Consider the following 18,934-nt stretch of genomic DNA (forward strand, 5'->3'; position numbering starts at 1 on the left):
CAATGGAAAACGCAAATCTCCAATATGTCCGCCCGCAAATGGTTGAAGGCGAAGCACCTCCGCGTTCTGTGCAGGGGCTTTCGCATTGGTTGCGGGTCAATCTTTTCGCCACGCCAGTTGATGCAGCTATGACCATTCTCGGTCTGTTGCTTGTGGCGTGGTTTCTTCCGCCGATCATCCAGTGGTTGTTCATCAATGCAGCCTGGACAGGAACAGACCGCACAGCCTGTCTGACGATCGCACAGGGCGGCACTCAGCCAGAAGGCTGGTCGGGTGCCTGCTGGGCCTTTGTAAATGCGAAATACGAGCAGTTCATTTACGGACGTTACCCGATCTCCGAACGCTGGCGTGTCAATCTGACTGCGCTGATGTTCGTGGTGCTACTTGTGCCGCTTCTCATCCCAAGGGCGCCGCATAAGGTCTTGAATGCGATCCTCTTTTTCTTCGTGTTCCCGATTATCGCCTTCTTCCTGCTGGTCGGCGGCTGGTTTGGCCTGCCATTCGTGGAAACACCGCTTTGGGGCGGCCTGCTGGTAACGCTGGTTCTGTCCTTCGTGGGTATTGCAGTATCATTGCCATTGGGTGTCGTGCTGGCTCTCGGAAGACGTTCAAAGCTGCCGGTTATCAAGACCTTCAGTATTATCTTCATCGAAATGGTTCGCGGTGTTCCGCTGGTGACAGTGTTGTTCATGGCGAGCGTGATGCTTCCACTGTTTTTGCCGCCGGGCGTGACCTTCGACAAGCTGTTGCGTGCGCTTATCGGCGTGGCACTTTTCGCGTCGGCTTATATGGCGGAAGTGGTGCGCGGTGGCCTTCAGGCTATCCCGCGTGGGCAGTATGAAGGTGCCGATGCACTGGGTCTCAGCTACTGGCAGAAGACCAACCTCATCGTGTTGCCACAGGCGCTCAAGCTGGTGATCCCGGGTATCGTGAATACCTTCATCGGCCTCTTTAAAGACACCAGCCTTGTCTACATCATCGGCATGTTCGATCTGCTCGGCATTGTCCGTCAGAATTTCTCCGATGCAAACTGGGCTTCTCCACAGACACCTGCAACAGGTTTGATCTTTGCGGGCTTTGTTTTCTGGATTTTCTGTTTCGCCATGTCGCGATACTCTATATTCATGGAACGAAGGCTCGACACGGGTCATAAACGATAAGAATCAAGGGAATAATACAAATGAGTGCACAAAGCGCCCTCCCGCAATCCGAACTCGGTGTCGAACTCGACCGTTCAAAGCTGGAAGTCTCGAAGACCGATGTGGCCATCGAGATCAAGAACATGCACAAGTGGTATGGCGAGTTCCACGTTCTGCGTGACATCAACCTGAAGGTTATGCGTGGCGAACGTATCGTCGTTGCTGGTCCTTCGGGTTCCGGCAAGTCAACCATGATCCGTTGCGTCAATCGTCTGGAAGAACACCAGAAAGGCCAGATCATTGTTGATGGTATTGAGCTCACCAATGATCTCAAGAAGATCGACGAAGTGCGCCGCGAAGTCGGCATGGTGTTCCAGCACTTCAACCTCTTCCCGCATCTGACCATTTTGGAGAACTGTACACTCGCACCGATCTGGGTTCGCAAAATGCCAAAGAAGCAGGCGGAAGAAATCGCGATGCACTATCTGGCACGCGTGAAAATTCCAGAGCAGGCCAACAAATATCCGGGCCAGCTTTCAGGCGGTCAGCAGCAGCGTGTGGCAATTGCCCGTGCGCTCTGCATGAACCCGAAGGTCATGCTGTTCGATGAGCCAACCTCGGCGCTCGATCCGGAAATGGTCAAGGAAGTGCTGGATACAATGGTGAGCCTTGCTGCCGAAGGCATGACGATGATCTGCGTAACGCACGAAATGGGCTTTGCGCGTCAGGTCGCAAACCGCGTGATCTTTATGGATCAGGGCCAGATCGTTGAGCAGAATTCGCCAGCTGAGTTCTTCGACAACCCGCAGCATGAACGCACCAAGCTGTTCCTGAGCCAGATTCTTCACTAATCATTTGATTGGTCGAAATATAAAACACCCGCCAGAGCGATCCGGCGGGTGTTTTTCTTTGCAGCGGGTTCAGTGAAGACTGAATCGTTGGAACCGCTGTAACTGTTTGGTTTTACGCCTTATCCGACGCATCGCACCAGGAAAAGAAATCAGTCTGGCGAACTGATTTTCCTACGGAGGCACTTCGCAGGCTTGCTGGAAATGCTATTCGTCATTCGGCCCCTGGCAGAACTGAATGCGATTGCCGAATGGATCAATCACCGCCATGACACGGCCCCATGGCGCGTCCTCGATGCCGGGCCGCATATAGCGATAGCCACGCGCATTAACTTCCCTGTGGAATTCTTCGACACCCTGCATACGGACGAAAATATTTGCGCCCGGACTGCCATCACCGTGATGTTCGCTCAGATGCAAGGTCAGACCAGCGCGGGAAACCTGCATATAAAGCGGCATTCCGTCGGCAAAGCGATGTTCCCAATCAAGTGTGAAACCCAGAAAACCGATGTAGAAATCTTTGGCTTTCTCGATATCGAAAATCCGGAAGATTGGGCAGGTCTGTTCAAACTGGATTGTCATTCTGGCTTGCCTTTGCGACTGGTGTATTGTTCACCATTAGAGCGCATTCCGAAAAGTGTGAAACGGTTTTCGGACCAAGATTCGCGTCAAAACAAATATTTTGGGCGCCGATCTGCTTCAAGCAATTCAAATGCGCTCTAAAGAGGTCGTCATGGCTGAGTATTATTGGTCGGAAGAATTAGCGCCAGCGCAATTTCGCGAGTTTCATGCGTTTTATTGTAAAGAGTGGTGGACTTCGGTGCGTTCATTTGAGGATGTGACGCATATGCTTTCACATTGCGATCTGACGCTTTTCTGTCGCGATGCGCACGGATCGATAATCGGTTTTGCGCGTGTGCTAAGCGACTTCACCTTCAAGGCGATGATTTTTGATGTGATTGTTGCGGATCAGTTTCGCGGGCAAGGCCTCGGTAAAGCTCTTGTGGATCGTATAGTCACCCACGAAAAACTGCAGCGTGTTAAAAGCTTTGAGCTCTACTGTCCTGATAAGCTCGTGCCCTTCTACGAGAAACTTGGCTTCGTGAAGGGCACGTCTTCAATGTTGTTTAATCAGCGTTGACAAGATTATGCTTCAAATAAAAGGCTTAGAGCGCCTATCTGTTTCAATCAGATTGAAACGCGCTCTAAAGCCATTTCGAATCCTGCGATCGGCGACTTTGATCAGTCTTCGACGAAACGACGCAAGCGCTGTAGTGCATCATCCCATTGTGCAGAGACAGTGCTGAGATAGGCCCTCGCATCGACAAGCGGGGTCGGGCAAAGCCTGAAACGGCTTTCACGCCCAACCTTATCGCGCTCAACCAATCCCGCTTGCTCAAGCACGGAAAGATGCTTGGTCATTCCCTGCCTGCTAATGCTGCCATTTTGTGAAAGCGTGACAATTGAGCGGCTTTCACCGTCGCTCAATGTTTCGATCAGGGCCAGCCGGGTTGGGTCGGCCAGTGCTGCAAAAATGGCAGACATGTTTGCTGATTGCGTGAGCGAGGCTTCGGTCATTTGCTTTCGAGGTATTCCTTGATATTTCGCATCTGCTCTTCCCAACCACCCGTGTTCATTCGAAGGGCGATTGGCTGACGCTCCGCAGGCAGGGCATCAAAGCCTGTTTCGATAACCGTGAGTTTTGTGCCCGACTCGATTTCTTCAAGTTTGAATTCTACCAGTGTCTGCGGTTCTTTCGCATAATCTGTTTCAGCTTCAACAGCATAAGGATGCCAGGTGAAGGAAAAATAGTGCGGCGCTTTCATATCCTTGATGAAGGACGTCCATCTGGTGTCGCCACATCCATCAAATGTAAAGCGGCCAGTCGATGCGCTGCCGACAATAAATGGTCCATCAATTTTGACCCGGAACCATTCGCCGAATTCCTCATGATCCGTGAGTGCGCGCCATACCCGATCAATGCCAGCGCGAAGGTTCACGGTCTTCTCAATGCGATCAGTCGATGATGTCGTTGTCATGATATGCATTCTCCTTGATTGGCAACTGTATGGTTGCCAATCTACACGAGTTTTACATATATGCAACCATATGGTTGCTTATTTCATTTTTGCAGCGGTGCTTTTGCAGGAAGTGGAAACAGTGTGATGAATTTTTCTGCCAGAGCATGATCCCCATTCAGTGTGAGCAGGTTTGCCTCTTCAAGGGAGATTAAGGGCTGTCCTCCATAGATTGCTGCAGCCATCATGCGGGGAGAACTTTCAAAAGCGATATCATATTGCTCAGCTTTACCGCGCTTTACTTCCAATCTGCCGTTGTGCAGGTGCGCGGTGAAATCTTCATCATCGAGTTTAAGCCCAATCACAGCATTCATGTCTTGCGAGCGTTCCGGACTGATCATCGTTCGTAGTGATAGCAGGAACGACGTGGTCGAAATCGGCAAATTGGGGTCATGGCTCGGCGAACGTGCAGCCCAGCGACCAAGTGTTTGCAGGATCGGTTCTGCTTCATAGCCCCATTCAGTCAATTCATAGACCTGCACGGATGCGGGGGGCGGCAATTTCGACTTCCGTAAAATGCCTGCTTCTTCCAGTCCTTCAAGCCGCTGTGTGAGAACATTGGCGCTTATTCCTGGCAAGTCTGATCGTAAATCGCTGAAACGCTTCGGTCCGAACATCAGTTCGCGAATGACAAGCAAGGCCCAGCGTTCCCCAATCAAATCAAGGGCATGTGCTGCTGCGCAAGCATCGTCATAGCTGCGTCTTGCTGTTGGCGTTTCGCGATTAGTTATTTTTTCTAACTTCATAGTTGCTAATTATAACTTATCTGTCATTATGTTCAAGCAATCTTATGATAGTCGGTTTCAAACAACACATAAAATGCCGACTTTATCGCCCGGGGGATCGGGCAGGCGATAGAAAAGCTGCCGTAAAGACAAGCCAAATGAAAATGGGCAGTTCATGCCCACAATTGGAGGAATTGCCATGCCTAAAATGATTTTCGTAAACCTTCCTGTAAAAGACGTCGCTCGCTCCACCAGTTTCTATGAAGCAATCGGAGCAACGAAGAACCCGATGTTTTCGGACGAAACGGCGTCCTGCATGGTCTTTTCCGACACGATCCATGCGATGATTCTCAGCCATGAGAAATTCAGCCAGTTCACACCTAAAAAGATTTCCGACGCCAATGACACAAGTGAAGTTTTGATCTGTCTTTCGGCGGACAGCAAAGCGGATGTGGATGCAACGGTTGAAAATGCAGCTAAGGCTGGTGGTCGCGCCGATCCTGCTCCCAAGCAGGATTACGGTTTCATGTATGGTCGCAGCTTTGAAGATCTCGACGGTCACATCTGGGAGTTGATGTGGATGGATATGGAAGCAGCCGCAAAAGCGATGGGCTAAATCCACGCATATCCCAAAAAATATGAAACGGTTTTCAGGCAAGAAACGTTTGAAACTTATAGATCGAGCATTTCCAGCCATACAACCAAACTGGAAATGCTCAACAAGTCGGGGGCTGAGACATATGGGAGGAACAATCCATGTCTGGCTTAACAGTATGCCTCTGGTTCGATAACAAGGCTGAAGAGGCGGCCAATTATTACGTATCGCTCTTCAAGGAATTGGGAAAATCAGCCTCACTCGATGGCTTCATTCGCTTTCAGCACGGTCATCAATCCGGCGGTACCGATGTCGTCACTGCAAACTTTACGCTGGACGGACAGGCGATGACTGCCTTGAACGGTGGTCCACAATTCAAGTTCAACCCGGCAACATCGCTTATTCTGAAATGCAAGGATCAGGCAGAGCTTGATGCGTTCTGGAACCGGTTGCTGGAAGGCGGTTCTGCGATGGAATGCAGCTGGCTGACCGACAAATATGGGTTTGCTTGGCAGATTGTGCCGGAATTCCTGCTCGATATTCTACAGAACGGTGAGCCAGAGGTCAGGCAGCGCGTGGCAAATGCCATGATGACGATGGTCAAAATTGATATTGCCGCGCTGGAAGCCGCGCGCGACGCAGATTAACTTCTTACCGCTGCAACGGCATCATAGCCATAAAGCCAGTCCAGATCTTTCAGGAAAGTATCTGGGCTGCGGATGGCAAAGAGCATGTTGCGTCCAAGCGCAAACACACCTGTCGCGTGATAGGCAAAGCGGTTCAGCTGGCCGCGTTTGGCAACTGCTGCAATCCGTTCTTTGCGAACAGAATCAAATCGCTTCAGCGCTGATTGTGGCTCTTGGTCATCCAATGCTTCGGCAAGTGCTGCTGCATCTTCAATTGCCATGGCAGCCCCCTGCGCTGCAAAGGGTGTGACAGCGTGAGAGGCGTCACCGAGAAATATCGTTCTGTCCGGGCCGACAAACTGAGCACTGGCCATTTCAAAAAGCGGCCAGTAAGTCCACTCGGTGGCTAGAGTCAGCACTTCACGTACCGGGTCGCTCCAACCAGCATAGATTGATTGCAGCCGCGCATTGTCACCCGTCTTAGACCAGACCTCACCGGGGTTGTCGCCCGTCGTAATGGCGACGAAATTGAAGAAGTCGCCACCCTTTACCGGATAGGCGATAAAATGCGCCTTCTTGCCAAGCCATGCAGAAACGGATTTCTGTTCTGGGATTGCTGCCTTGAAGCTTGCGGGCAGGGCATCCGCTGCAAGTGTCGTACGCCACGCGATATGGCCGCTGAAACGCGCCTTTTCATATCCCGCCTTGGTGCGTTGTGCAGACCAGACGCCATCGCAGGCAATGAGATAGCTGGCAGCAATATCTTGATCTGCTCCGCCACGTCTAACCGTTGCGGTGATGCCGTTTTGATCTGCCTTATGGCCAATAATCTCAGCACTGAGATTAATCTCGATATTTGGATTGTCGTGGCAGGCATCTAACAGTGCTGTTTGCAAATCAGCGCGATGGCAAACGACATAGGGATCGTGCCAACGTTTGAATGCCTTGTCGCCAAGTTGCATGGCGAGCAGGGGGCGAGCCTTGCGCCCATCCATGAGATAAAGCGCTTCTGGCGTAACGGCTTGTGAGGAAAGGCGGTCGGCCACGCCAAGGCGCTGGAGATGGCGCATCGCATTGGGAGCCAGCTGCAAGCCCGCGCCGACTTCCGACAGGGCTTGCGCTTTTTCAAACAGCTGGACAGTCCATCCGCGTGCCGCACATTCAAGTGCTGCACTGAGACCGGCAACACCGGCCCCTGCAATCAATATGCGTCCCTTGACCAAGCTGCTCATAATATCAGCGGCACGAATACCGCCATTTATGTTCAGGCAGCTTTGTCAGCAGGTGCTTCGTAAACGCAGCCTGCAGGAACAGTCTCGTCAGCGTGAAGCTGCGGATTGTAACGATAGAGCGTCGAGCAATATGGGCAAACCACTTCGCTTTCGTCACCCATGTCGAGGAAGACATGTGGATGATCGAAAGGCGGGTTTGCGCCGACGCACATGAATTCCTTCACGCCGATTTCAATGGAATTGTGTCCAGCGTCATTCTGGAAGTGCGGGATGATGTGATCGGACATAATAGGCTCCGGAGCTTTTGGATCGCGGCATTCAAATTGGGATGGCTATTTTTCAAGCGTTTACCGCGAACGGCTTGTTTCTGGAAGCGTTTTCATCAATTCTGGGGACATTTCAAGCGGTTTGCTATCAAACTGTCATATGACAGCCATAGGCTTATCGTCGCGCCGGGATTTGCCGGTAGTAACCGGGACAGGAAAAATGAACGAAAACAGCGTTGTGGCAACCCAGGCCGCCGATTTGACCGCACATGTGGCAGATCAGGCGGCAAATGACCATTCTGCAAACCAGAATGCCAGCAAAGTTCAAAACGCTCACGAAGCTTTGAACACTGACAAGACAGCAGAGCTGATGCAAAGCCCTGAACGCTTCGTCAATCGCGAGTTTTCCTGGCTGCAGTTTAACCGTCGTGTTCTCGAAGAAGCAGGCAATACGCGTCAGCCACTGCTGGAGCGTCTGCGCTTCCTGTCGATTTCGGCAGCCAACCTCGATGAATTCTTCATGGTGCGTATTGCAGGGCTTGCTGCACAGGTGCGTGCAGGTGTTGCCATGCGCAGCGCCGATGGTCGCACGCCGCAGGAGCAGCTTGATTTCGTTCTGGAAGAAGTTGGCCGCCTGCAGGAAGGCCAGCAGGAACGTCTGCGTACGCTTCGCGAAGAACTTGAAAAAGAGAATATCGAGATCGTACGCGCATCGACCTTGTCGAAGACCGAAAAAGATTGGCTGGAAGGTCACTTCCTGGAAACAATTTTCCCGGTTCTGACGCCGCTTTCAATCGATCCTGCGCACCCGTTCCCGTTCATTCCAAATCTGGGCTTCTCGATTGCATTGCAGCTTGCGCGTCGTCTTGATGGTCATCCGATGACGGCGCTGTTGCGCATTCCGGTTGCCCTGAAGCGCTTCATCCAGTTGCCGACCGAGCAGCAGAACGCGTTCCGTTTTATCACCATTGAAGATGCAGTCAGCCTGTTTATCGGTCGTCTGTTCCCGGGCTATGAGGTGCGCGGTGCCGGTACATTCCGCATCATTCGCGACAGCGATATCGAAGTCGAAGAAGAAGCGGAAGATCTGGTCCGCCTTTTTGAAACAGCTCTGAAGCGCCGTCGCCGCGGTCAGGTGATCCGCATCGAGTTCGATGCTGAAATCCCGGAAGCGCTGCGTGTTTTCGTTGCCACCGAACTGGGTGTCTCGGAAAACCGCATAAGCGTTCTGGAAGGTCTTCTGGCGCTCAACATGATTTCGGAAGTCGTTTCGATCCCGCGCGATGACCTGAAATTTGTGTCTTACAATCCGCGTTTCCCTGAGCGCATTCGCGAGCACGGCGGCGATTGCTTTGCCGCGATTCGTGAAAAGGACATTGTGGTCCACCATCCATATGAATCATTTGATGTGGTGGTGCAGTTTCTGCGTCAGGCCGCAGCTGATCCGGATGTGTTGGCAATCAAGCAGACGCTTTACCGTACCTCCAATGACAGCCCGATCGTGCGTGCGCTCGTCGATGCGGCAGAAGCTGGCAAGTCGGTCACAGCCCTTGTTGAGCTGAAGGCTCGCTTCGATGAAGAAGCCAATATTCGCTGGGCACGCGATCTGGAGCGCGCAGGCGTTCAGGTGGTCTTCGGCTTTATCGAATTGAAGACGCACGCAAAGATGTCGCTGGTTGTTCGCCGTGAAGACCAGAAGCTGCGTTCTTATGTTCACCTTGGAACGGGCAACTACCACCCGATCACAGCGCGTATTTACACCGACCTTTCATTCTTCACTTCCGATGCCGATATCGCACGCGATGTGGCGCATATCTTCAACTTCATCACCGGCTATGCGCAGCCTGCTGAAGAAATGAAGATCGGGATTTCACCGCTTACCTTGCGCACGCGAATCTTGAAGCATATCGATGACGAGATCACCAATGCGAAGGCTCATAAGCCTGCAGCCATCTGGATGAAGATGAACTCGCTCGTTGATCCACAGATTATTGACGCGCTTTACAAGGCCAGTCAGGCGGGCGTGCATGTGGACCTCGTCGTGCGTGGCATCTGCTGTCTGAGACCGGGTGTTCCTGGCCTCTCAGACAACATTCGCGCAAAGTCGATTGTCGGGCGTTTTCTCGAGCATAGCCGCATTTTCTGCTTCGGAAACGGGCATGATCTGCCTTCAGACAAGGCAATTGTCTATATCGGTTCTGCCGATATGATGCCGCGCAATCTCGACCGTCGCGTAGAGACACTGGTGCCCATTACCAATGCCACTGTGCATCAGCAAATCCTGTCGCAAATCATGTTTGCCAACATAATTGATAACCAGCAGAGCTATCAGCTACTTGCGGACGGCACCTCTCGCCGGATAGAAAAAGAAGATGGAGAGGAAGCTTTCAACGCGCAGGAATATTTCATGACAAATCCAAGCTTGTCGGGTCGCGGAAAGTCGCTGAAGTCATCTGCCCCCCGTCTGATTGCGCATCGTAAACGTGCGCAGGCGGAAAGAAACACGACTTCATGAGTCCAGCAGTAGCACAAGGCCGGTTGAAAGGCCTCAAGCCCGTCGCGGTAATCGATATTGGTTCCAACTCGATCCGTGTCGTTGTTTACGAAGGCATTGTCCGGTCTCCGACAGTGCTTTTCAATGAAAAGCTTCTCTGCGGTCTTGGCAAAGGATTGGCCAAGACCGGAAAGCTCAATGAGAAATCCGTCGATATCGCCCTGCGCGCATTGAAGCGTTTTCGCGTTCTGGCCGAACAAGCGGGTGCGATTTCCATTCATGCGCTGGCAACAGCCGCAGCACGCGAGGCGAAAAACGGTCCTGATTTCATTTCTCAGGCCGAGGCTATTCTTGGACGGCACATTGAAGTGTTGTCGGGCAAGGAAGAAGCCTATTACTCCGCTTTGGGAATCATTTCCGGTTTCTACAAACCGCAGGGTGTAACTGGCGACCTTGGCGGTGGTAGTTTGGAACTGGTTGGCGTCAATGACCATGAGGTCGGTGAGGGGATTACCCTCCCGCTCGGTGGCCTGCGTCTGCAGGATATGTCGAACGAACAATTGCCTGAAGCCGCCAAAATCACCCGCACCGAGCTTGCACGCGCGACACTTCTTGAAGAGCATCAGGGAGAAGTCTTCTACGCGGTGGGTGGTACGTGGCGAAATCTCGCCAAGCTACATATGACGGCCAAGCATTACCCGCTGCACGTCATGCATGGCTATGAGATGGACCCGGTGGAAGCAAAAAGCTTTCTCACGCGGGTTGCCAGAGGCAATATCGACACGATGCGCGGCATCGAAGCAGTATCCAAAAATCGTCGCCAGCTTCTTGCTTATGGCGCTACGGTTCTGCTCGAAACCATTCGGCGCATGAAACCCTCCAAGATCGTATTCTCGGCGCTGGGAGTTCGTGAAGGTTACTTGTATTCGCTGCTGCCCAAGAACGAACAGCGGCTTGATCCGCTTTTGTCTTCTGCAGAAGAGCTGGCAATCCTGCGTTCACGTTCGCCGCGTCATGCACGCGAGCTCGCAACATGGACAACGCTTTCGCTTCCCGTTCTCGGTTTCGATGAAACTGAAGATGAGAGCCGCTATCGTCAGGCGGCGTGTCTGGTGGCTGATATCAGCTGGCGCGCGCATCCCGACTATCGGGGCTCGCAGGCGTTGAACATCATTGCGCATGGTTCGTTCGGCGGCATCGATCATCCTGGCCGTTCTTTCATGGCTCTTGCGAATTACTACCGCCATGAAGGATTGGTCGAAGACGAGATTGCGCCGGAAATCCTGCAGCTTGCCTCACCGCGCCTGCGTGAGCGGGCAAAGCTTCTGGGTGCGCTGCTTCGCGTCATCTATCTGCTATCGGCATCTATGCCGGGCGTAATCCCGCGTCTTTACTGGCGTGAGGAAGACAACGGCATTGCACTGGTCGTACCGGGAGATATCGCCGATCTGATTTCTGACCGCCCTGAAGGGCGTTTACAGCAGCTTTCAAAGCTGACGGGAAAGAACCTCTTCTTTGCCATCGGCGACAGTGCGATTGACGCGAACGAGCATCATTGAAAAGAGTATGACTGATAAATCGAAAGGCCGGCGAGAGTTTTCTCCGCCGGCCTTTTTACTTAGTTTACAGCGGTTCCAGTTAAGAATGAATCGTTGGAACCGCTGTAACTGTTTGTTTTTACGCATTATCCGACGCAAAACTGCTTCGCACTTTTGCTGGAAATGCTATAATTCGACAGCTTGAATACGCCGGTTCTCAAATTTAATGCCGATTTTGCCTTCAATGAGATCGAGTGCTTTCTGGCCGAACACTTCGCGACGCCAGCCCTGAAGTGCGGGCACATTGGCATTCTCGCCTTCGGCTGCAATCTTGTCGATATCATCGGAGCTTGCGACGATCTTGGCTGCAACGCCGTGTTCTTCGGTCACAAGCTTGAGCAGCACTTTAAGAATATCTGCAGCTGCAGCACTGCCTTCTGGCGAATGAGACTGCTTTGGCAACTTTGGCAGATCTTCTTTTGGAATAGCCAGTGCCGCCTGAATGGCATTCACCAAGCCTGCCGCCTGAGCCGAACGTTCCCAGCCCTTCGGGATCGAACGAAGACGTCCGAGCGCTTCCGCATCTTTTGGCTGCTGCTGGGCGATTTCAGCGATCGTGTCATCCTTGATGACGCGGCCACGCGGAACATTACGTTCGCGCGCTTCACGTTCGCGCCATGCCGCAACGGACTGAACGATAGCAAGCTCGATTGGCTTGCGCATACGCGTCTTCACACGCTTCCAGGCATCATCTGGATGAAGGTCATAGGTCTCACGCGCGCTGAGAACAGCCATTTCCTCGTTGACCCACTCGCTACGGCCTTCTTTCTGAAGCTCATCTTTCAGATAAAGGTAGATGTCGCGCAGATAGGTGACATCGGCCAGCGCATAATCGAGCTGCTTTTCAGACAGCGGGCGGCGGCGCCAGTCGGTGAAGCGCGATGACTTGTCGATGTGTTTCCCAGTGACTTTCTGAACCAGAGCGTCATAGGAAATGGCATCGCCAAAGCCGCAGACCATGGCAGCAACCTGGCTGTCAAAAATCGGGGCAGGGATCAGGTTGCCCAAGTGGAAGACGATTTCAATGTCCTGACGTGCGGCGTGGAACACCTTGACCACCTTTTCATCGGCCATCAGCCGGAAGAAAGGCGCAAGATCGAGACCGGGCGCCAGTGCATCGACCAGAGCGGTATGATCGGGCGAAGCCATCTGAATAAGACAGAGTTCCGGCCAGAAGGTCGTTTCCCGAATGAATTCGGTATCGACCGTTACGAAGTCGGATTTGGCTAGGGCGGATACGGCCTCTTCAAGGGCCTCTGTGGTCGTGATGAGCTGCATGTTTTTCTTTTAGAGCGCATCCCGAAAACTGTGAAGCGATTTTCGGACAAGATGCACGTTTAACAGAGGATTAGCGCGCGCTTCGATATGATTCAGTCAGATTGAAACGATCACTGGATAATGGTGGGCTGCTTTGGGCTGTTGGCCGCACAGCAAGAAGCATATAGCGATGGAATAACACGTAAATAGTGATTTTTGTCGACATAATCCGTCAAGCTGGTTTAACAAGGCCGGATACGTGCCCGGATACAGGCAGTATCGGCTTGACAAAGCGTGATCAAAATGCGCTTTTCCGCCGGAATTGCAGCGCTTTGCCTGCACAAGATTTATAAAGTTCCAAAAGGCAGAAATCATGCACCGTTATCGCAGCCATACCTGCGCAGCCCTTCGCAAATCGGATGTTGGTTCAAAAGTCCGTCTGTCTGGCTGGGTTCATCGCGTCCGTGACCATGGTGGCATCCTCTTCATCGACATTCGCGATCATTATGGCCTCACTCAGGTTGTTGCAGATCCTGATTCGCCAGCGTTCAAGATTGCCGAAACCGTTCGTGGCGAATGGGTCATCCGTGTTGACGGTGAAGTGAAGGCCCGCGCAGATGAAGCTGTGAATGCCAATTTGCCGACCGGCGATGTTGAAATCTTCGCAACCGAGATCGAAGTTCTGGCTGCCGCCAAGGAACTGCCGCTGCCAGTGTTTGGCGAGCCGGACTATCCGGAAGACATTCGCCTTAAGTACCGCTTCCTCGATCTGCGCCGCGAAACGCTGCACAAGAATATCATGAGCCGCACGAAGATCATTGCAGCGATGCGTCGCCGCATGACCGAGATCGGCTTCAATGAGTTTTCGACGCCAATTCTGACGGCTTCTTCGCCGGAAGGCGCGCGCGACTTCCTCGTGCCAAGCCGTATTCATGAAGGCAAGTTCTACGCGCTGCCGCAGGCTCCGCAGCAGTACAAGCAGCTCCTGATGGTTGCCGGTTTCGACCGCTACTTCCAGATTGCACCTTGCTTCCGCGATGAAGATCCGCGTGCGGACCGTCTGCCGGGTGAATTCTATCAGCTCGACCTTGAAATGAGCTTCGTGACCCAGGAAGAAATCTGGGAAACGATGGAACCAGTCATGCGCGGCATCTTTGAAGAGTTTGCCGAAGGCAAGCCTGTCACGCAGCAGTTCCGCCGCATCGCTTATGACGACGCGATCCGCACCTATGGTTCGGACAAGCCTGATCTGCGTAACCCGATTGAAATGCAGGCCGTAACCGAGCATTTCGCTGGTTCCGGCTTCAAGGTCTTCGCGAACATGATCGCCAACGATCCAAAGGTCGAAGTCTGGGCAATCCCGGCAAAGACCGGTGGTAGCCGCGCATTCTGTGACCGCATGAATTCATGGGCGCAGGGCGAAGGTCAGCCGGGTCTCGGCTACATCTTCTGGCGCAAGGAAGGCGATAAGCTTGAAGGCGCTGGCCCGATTGCCAAGAACATTGGTGAAGAACGCACCGAAGCGCTCCGCAACCAGCTGGGTCTCGGCGATGGCGATGCCTGCTTCTTCGTAGCAGGTCAGCCATCGAAGTTCTACAAATTCGCAGGCGATGCCCGTACGCGCGCTGGTGAAGAACTGAACCTCGTTGACCGTGATCGCTTTGAACTGGCCTGGATCATCGACTTCCCGTTCTATGAATGGGACGAAGACAACAAGAAGCTCGACTTCGCGCACAACCCGTTCTCGATGCCGCAGGGTGGCATGGAAGCACTGGAAACGCAGGACCCGCTGACGCTCAAGGCTTACCAGTACGATCTGGTCTGCAACGGCTTTGAAATCGCTTCCGGTTCGATCCGTAACCAGCTGCCGGATGTCATGGTCAAGGCGTTTGAAAAGGTCGGCCTCAGCCAGCAGGACGTGGAAGAGCGCTTCGGCGGCCTTTATCGTGCATTCCAGTATGGCGCGCCTCCACATGGCGGCATGGCGGCCGGTGTTGATCGCGTTATCATGCTGCTCGTTGGTGCAAAGAACCTGCGCGAAATCTCGCTGTTCCCGATGAACCAGCAGGCGCTCGATCTTCTGATGAATGCACCTTCGGAAGTGTCGCCAGCGCAGCTGCGCGATCTTCATATTCGCTTAGCGCCAACCCAGAAGAGCTGATCTTCTCCGGTTTGAAAATCAAAAGCCCGGTCGCGAGACCGGGCTTTTTCTTTGACCTTATCAGTACGGCAAAAGAAAACCCGGTGAGCAGAACTCACCGGGTTTTGTTTGATGAACCTGAGTTCGATCAGTTGTTGGCTTCAACGCCAACTTTCAGAAGCTGGATCAGCTTTGTCGGGTCGAGCGAAGCGGTCGCAACGATGGACGCGAAGCTTACCGACTGGTCAGGCGAAGCCGAAACGGTCAGCGACTTTGGATCGTCGAAGTACTTTTCAGCTGCGGCCTTGAGCTGCTGGGCAAATTCAGGGTTCTTGAGCTGTGTTGCCATCAGCGGAACCATCATCTTCAGCTGTTCGCCGAGCTGCTTGCCATCGGCACCCTGCTGCTTGCCGTAATATTCGAGCAGCTTCTGTGTGAGTTCTTCGTTGTCAAAGCGGATCGACAGGTTCTTGAGGCTCAGCTGTTCAGCGAGACCGAGAAGAGCGAGGCCAGCTGCGTCTTTTTCTGCATCAGCCTTGGCCATGTTTTCCTGTGTCTTCTGCAGAGCTTCTACGAAAGACAGATCATAGCCGTCGATAGCAGCGGTCAGATTGATCTTGCCGAGTTCTTCAGCATTGATTTCAAACTGATCCAGCGTCGCATTGCCCGAAGTCGGCAGCCATGTACCCTTCGAGTTGATCGAACCCTTAAGAGCGCTCATATCGAGTGGAGCGAGCGGGTTCTTGCCGTTCTTGTCGAAAGTCGCATCAATATCGGCAATGGTGAGATTGTAGTCGATTTTTTCGGCTTTGTTGGCCGAATTCAGAGTCACTTCCATGCCCTTGATCAGAGCGCCATCTTTGCCTGGAGTGCCAACCGAGAACTCGTCGATCTTCATCTTGTCGTAGAAGACCATCTTGGCGAGCGGGCCTTCGGCTTTCTCGGATGGGAGAATAACGTTCTCCATCGAGATGCCTTTGATCGTGGCTTTATCGTTCTTGTCCGCGCCTTCAGGAGCGAAGTCCAAGTCCGCAACCGCAACTTTTTCGATGCTATAGCCGCCTTCTGGCGTGTCCTGCACGTTTTCGAGCGTTATATCGCCGACAGGCGTCGCGCGGTCAGAGATGGTAGGCAGCTTGATTGTTGTGCCTTTGAGCAAAATGTTGTCGCCGTCAGCCTTAACTTCGGCGAAGTTCAGCTCTCCGCCCTGCTTTGTATAGAGGGCTTTAACGCGCTCTGCGACTGCATTTGCATCTGCAGCCATTGCCGCACTGCCAAGAACAAGCGAGAGCGCGGTGCTTGCTGCGAAGACGCGCACGGCCTGCTTGCTAACAACGAAAACCTTCATTTATTGGCTCCTGATCATTTGGTAAATTTTAGATAGCCTTCATAAGCCTTTACGCAAGGAAAAACAGCCTGTTTCATTCGTTACGTATAAGTTGTGGAGAAAACCTCTACAATTCCCGTATAGAAGCTAAATGACGGCAACATTGCGACGAATGTACTGGATTGGTTCTCATCCCCACTTGCTGACGAATCGCGCAATTGGTACTGAGAACTATGGGTAAAAGTCTGATTCCGCCGGACGACGGCGACGAACACATCGAACGGGTTGATCTTAAATCGGCCCTCGAGGAACGCTACCTCGCTTATGCGCTGTCCACGATCATGCATCGTGCGCTGCCGGATGTGCGCGACGGTTTGAAGCCGGTTCATCGCCGCATCATGCATGCAATGCGCCTGTTGCGACTCAATCCCGATCAGGCCTATGCAAAATGCGCGCGTATCGTCGGTGACGTTATGGGTAAATTCCACCCACACGGCGACGCCTCGATTTACGACGCGCTTGTGCGTCTGGCGCAGGATTTTGCCGTGCGTTATCCGCTCGTGGACGGGCAGGGCAACTTCGGCAACATTGACGGCGATAATGCGGCTGCGATGCGTTATACCGAAGCGCGGATGACCGAGGTCGCAACGCTGCTTCTTGAAGGCATTACCGAAAACGCCATCGACTTCCGCCCGACCTATAATGAAGAGGACGAGGAACCCATCGTCCTTCCGGGCGCGTTCCCGAACCTGCTTGCCAATGGCTCGGCCGGTATTGCGGTCGGCATGGCCACCAATATTCCGCCGCATAATGTGGCGGAGCTGTGCTCGTCGGCGCTCTATCTTATCAATCATCCCGAAGCGACTGTTGAAGAACTCGTCACTTCGCCGGAACAATGGGAAGAGCTGAAGAAGGAAGCGGAAACCGATCCGGCAGCACTATTGAAGTGCAAGGTGCGTGGTCCCGATTTCCCGACCGGCGGCATCCTGGTGGAAGAGCATGCCAACATTCTCGAAGCCTATCGCACCGGGCGTGGTTCTTTCCGCGCACGCGCGCGCTGGGAAAAGGAAGAGGGCAATCGCGGAACCTGGGTGATTGTTGTCACCGAGATCCCATATCAGGTTCAGAAGTCGCGCCTGATCGAGAAGATTGCAGAGCTGCTTCTGGCCAAGAAGCTGCCACTGCTCGACGATATTCGCGACGAGTCTGCTGAAGACATCCGCATCGTTCTGGAGCCGAAGAACCGCACGGTCGATCCTGAACTGCTGATGGAATCGCTTTTCAAGCTGACCGAGCTTGAGAACCGCGTTTCGCTCAACATGAACGTGCTCTCGCACGGTAAAGTGCCGAATGTTCTGTCACTGGGCGGCGTGCTCAAAGAATGGCTTGAACATCGCAAGGAAGTGCTCGTTCGCCGTTCCGAATACCGTCTGGCAGAAATCGAAAAGCGGCTGGAAATCCTTGGCGGTTTCCTCAAGGCATATCTCAATCTTGATGAAGTCATCCGCATTATTCGTGAAGAGGATGAACCGAAACAGGAGCTGATGCGGTTCTTTGATCTGACGGATAATCAGGCCGAAGCAATCCTCAACATGCGCTTGCGTTCCTTGCGCAAGCTTGAAGAATTTGAAATTCGCAAAGAATTCGATGGTCTGACTGCTGAAAAGACCGATCTGGAAGGCTTGCTTGCTTCGGGCACGCGCCAGTGGAAGAAGATCAGCACGGAAATCAAAGCTGTCCGTGAGAAGTTTGGCCCTGAAACCAAACTTGGCAAGCGCCGCAGCACCTTTGCCGATGCGCCAAGCCATGATCTCGAAGACATTCATCAGGCGATGATCGAGCGTGAACCGGTTACGATTGTTGTGTCTGAAAAGGGCTGGCTGCGCGCGATGAAGGGCCATATGGCTGACTTCTCGACGCTGGCATTCAAGGAAGGCGATAAGCTCAAGCTGGCTTTCCATGCTGAGACGACTGACAAGCTGCTGTTCTTCACGACGGGTGGCAAGTTCTTCACCATTGGTGCGAACACGCTTCCGGGCGGGCGCGGCCATGGCGAACCGATCCGTATCCTCGTTGATATGGAGAATGATCAGGATATCCTGACGGCCTTCGTTCACGATCCACAGGCCAAGCTTCTGCTTGTATCGCATGAAGGCAATGGCTTCATAGTGTCCGAGAATGAAGCGGTCGCCAATACCCGCAAGGGTAAGCAGGTGATGAATGTGAAGGCGCCAGATGAGGCCAAGCTTTGCCAGCGCATTTCGGGCGATCACATTGCGGTCGTGGGCGAGAACCGGAAGATGGTCGTCTTCCCGCTTTCGGACATTCCTGAAATGACACGCGGCAAGGGCGTTCGCTTGCAGAAGTATAAGGACGGCGGCGTGTCCGATGTTCGTACTTTCGCGATCAGCGACGGCCTGTCGTGGCAGGATTCAGCAGATCGTACCTTCAATCGCAGCAAAGAAGAACTTGTCGAGTGGATTGCGGCCCGTGCCTCTGCTGGGCGTCTGGTACCCAAGGGGTTTCCGCGTTCGGGTAAATTCTAAATAGCTATATTCTGTAATCGATTTCCGCTGATATGGAGCTTGGCCTAAGGCAAGAAGAGCAAT

The 18,934-nt window shown here is 53.1% G+C and carries 17 protein-coding genes; 9 read left to right on the plus strand and 8 right to left on the minus strand.

The window, feature by feature from the left end:
* The first annotated feature begins 2 nt into the window (after window positions 1-2).
* Both KMS41_03475 and KMS41_03480 read left to right on the plus strand, forming a co-directional pair.
* Window positions 3-1,160, plus strand: coding sequence for an amino acid ABC transporter permease (locus tag KMS41_03475; GenBank protein QWK78315.1), 1,158 nt, complete (start codon window positions 3-5; stop codon window positions 1,158-1,160).
* Window positions 1,161-1,180: 20 nt separating this feature from the next.
* The gene (locus KMS41_03480; GenBank protein ID QWK78316.1) at window positions 1,181-1,990 is read left to right on the plus strand and encodes an amino acid ABC transporter ATP-binding protein; all 810 of its coding nucleotides are present in this window, start codon (window positions 1,181-1,183) and stop codon (window positions 1,988-1,990) included.
* 204 nt (window positions 1,991-2,194) lie between these two features.
* Here KMS41_03480 and KMS41_03485 read toward each other — a convergent pair whose 3' ends face one another.
* On the minus strand, window positions 2,195-2,569 hold the full coding sequence (locus tag KMS41_03485; protein ID QWK78317.1) for a VOC family protein: 375 nt from the start codon (window positions 2,567-2,569) through the stop codon (window positions 2,195-2,197).
* Between the two features lie 151 nt (window positions 2,570-2,720).
* On the opposite strand from KMS41_03485, the gene KMS41_03490 reads away from it, so the two are divergent.
* Window positions 2,721-3,128 (plus strand): GNAT family N-acetyltransferase, encoded by a 408-nt coding sequence (locus KMS41_03490; protein ID QWK78318.1) that lies wholly within the window; start codon window positions 2,721-2,723, stop codon window positions 3,126-3,128.
* 101 nt (window positions 3,129-3,229) lie between these two features.
* Here KMS41_03490 and KMS41_03495 read toward each other — a convergent pair whose 3' ends face one another.
* The 3 genes from KMS41_03495 to KMS41_03505 all read right to left on the minus strand — a co-directional run bounded on the left by KMS41_03495 (window position 3,230) and on the right by KMS41_03505 (window position 4,811).
* Window positions 3,230-3,565 (minus strand): metalloregulator ArsR/SmtB family transcription factor, encoded by a 336-nt coding sequence (locus tag KMS41_03495; protein ID QWK78319.1) that lies wholly within the window; start codon window positions 3,563-3,565, stop codon window positions 3,230-3,232.
* Window positions 3,562-4,026, minus strand: a complete 465-nt coding sequence (locus tag KMS41_03500; GenBank protein ID QWK78320.1) for an SRPBCC family protein — start codon at window positions 4,024-4,026, stop codon at window positions 3,562-3,564. The genes KMS41_03495 and KMS41_03500 overlap by 4 nt, the downstream gene beginning before the upstream one ends.
* A gap of 83 nt (window positions 4,027-4,109) precedes the next feature.
* Entirely contained in the window at window positions 4,110-4,811 is a 702-nt protein-coding gene (locus KMS41_03505; protein ID QWK78321.1) for a helix-turn-helix transcriptional regulator, read from the minus strand.
* Between the two features lie 178 nt (window positions 4,812-4,989).
* Between KMS41_03505 and KMS41_03510 the strand changes: the two genes are divergently transcribed.
* Window positions 4,990-5,406, plus strand: coding sequence for a VOC family protein (locus KMS41_03510; GenBank protein ID QWK78322.1), 417 nt, complete (start codon window positions 4,990-4,992; stop codon window positions 5,404-5,406).
* 140 nt (window positions 5,407-5,546) lie between these two features.
* Window positions 5,547-6,032: a VOC family protein gene (locus tag KMS41_03515; protein QWK78323.1), complete on the plus strand. Its 486-nt coding sequence runs from the start codon at window positions 5,547-5,549 to the stop codon at window positions 6,030-6,032.
* Here the strand turns inward: KMS41_03515 and KMS41_03520 are convergent.
* On the minus strand, window positions 6,029-7,234 hold the full coding sequence (locus tag KMS41_03520) for an FAD-binding protein (GenBank protein QWK78760.1): 1,206 nt from the start codon (window positions 7,232-7,234) through the stop codon (window positions 6,029-6,031). The two genes, KMS41_03515 and KMS41_03520, sit on opposite strands and share 4 nt — an antisense overlap.
* Window positions 7,235-7,275: 41 nt before the next feature.
* Window positions 7,276-7,530, minus strand: coding sequence for a zinc-finger domain-containing protein (locus tag KMS41_03525; protein QWK78324.1), 255 nt, complete (start codon window positions 7,528-7,530; stop codon window positions 7,276-7,278).
* 199 nt (window positions 7,531-7,729) lie between these two features.
* Between KMS41_03525 and KMS41_03530 the strand changes: the two genes are divergently transcribed.
* The gene (locus KMS41_03530; protein ID QWK78325.1) at window positions 7,730-10,024 is read left to right on the plus strand and encodes an RNA degradosome polyphosphate kinase; all 2,295 of its coding nucleotides are present in this window, start codon (window positions 7,730-7,732) and stop codon (window positions 10,022-10,024) included.
* Window positions 10,021-11,562: an exopolyphosphatase gene (ppx, locus tag KMS41_03535; protein ID QWK78326.1), complete on the plus strand. Its 1,542-nt coding sequence runs from the start codon at window positions 10,021-10,023 to the stop codon at window positions 11,560-11,562. The genes KMS41_03530 and ppx overlap by 4 nt, the downstream gene beginning before the upstream one ends.
* 165 nt (window positions 11,563-11,727) lie before the next feature.
* Here the strand turns inward: ppx and rnd are convergent, their stop codons facing one another.
* Entirely contained in the window at window positions 11,728-12,879 is a 1,152-nt protein-coding gene (rnd, locus tag KMS41_03540) for a ribonuclease D (GenBank protein QWK78327.1), read from the minus strand.
* A gap of 352 nt (window positions 12,880-13,231) precedes the next feature.
* On the opposite strand from rnd, the gene aspS reads away from it, so the two are divergent.
* On the plus strand, window positions 13,232-15,019 hold the full coding sequence (gene aspS, locus KMS41_03545; protein QWK78328.1) for an aspartate--tRNA ligase: 1,788 nt from the start codon (window positions 13,232-13,234) through the stop codon (window positions 15,017-15,019).
* 127 nt (window positions 15,020-15,146) lie between these two features.
* Here aspS and KMS41_03550 read toward each other — a convergent pair whose 3' ends face one another.
* Entirely contained in the window at window positions 15,147-16,346 is a 1,200-nt protein-coding gene (locus KMS41_03550) for a hypothetical protein (protein ID QWK78329.1), read from the minus strand.
* Window positions 16,347-16,558: 212 nt separating this feature from the next.
* Between KMS41_03550 and KMS41_03555 the strand changes: the two genes are divergently transcribed.
* Entirely contained in the window at window positions 16,559-18,871 is a 2,313-nt protein-coding gene (locus KMS41_03555; protein ID QWK78330.1) for a DNA topoisomerase IV subunit A, read from the plus strand.
* Window positions 18,872-18,934: the final 63 nt, after the last annotated feature.

This window comes from Ochrobactrum sp. BTU1 (genome assembly GCA_018798825.1).
Lineage (GTDB): Bacteria > Pseudomonadota > Alphaproteobacteria > Rhizobiales > Rhizobiaceae > Brucella.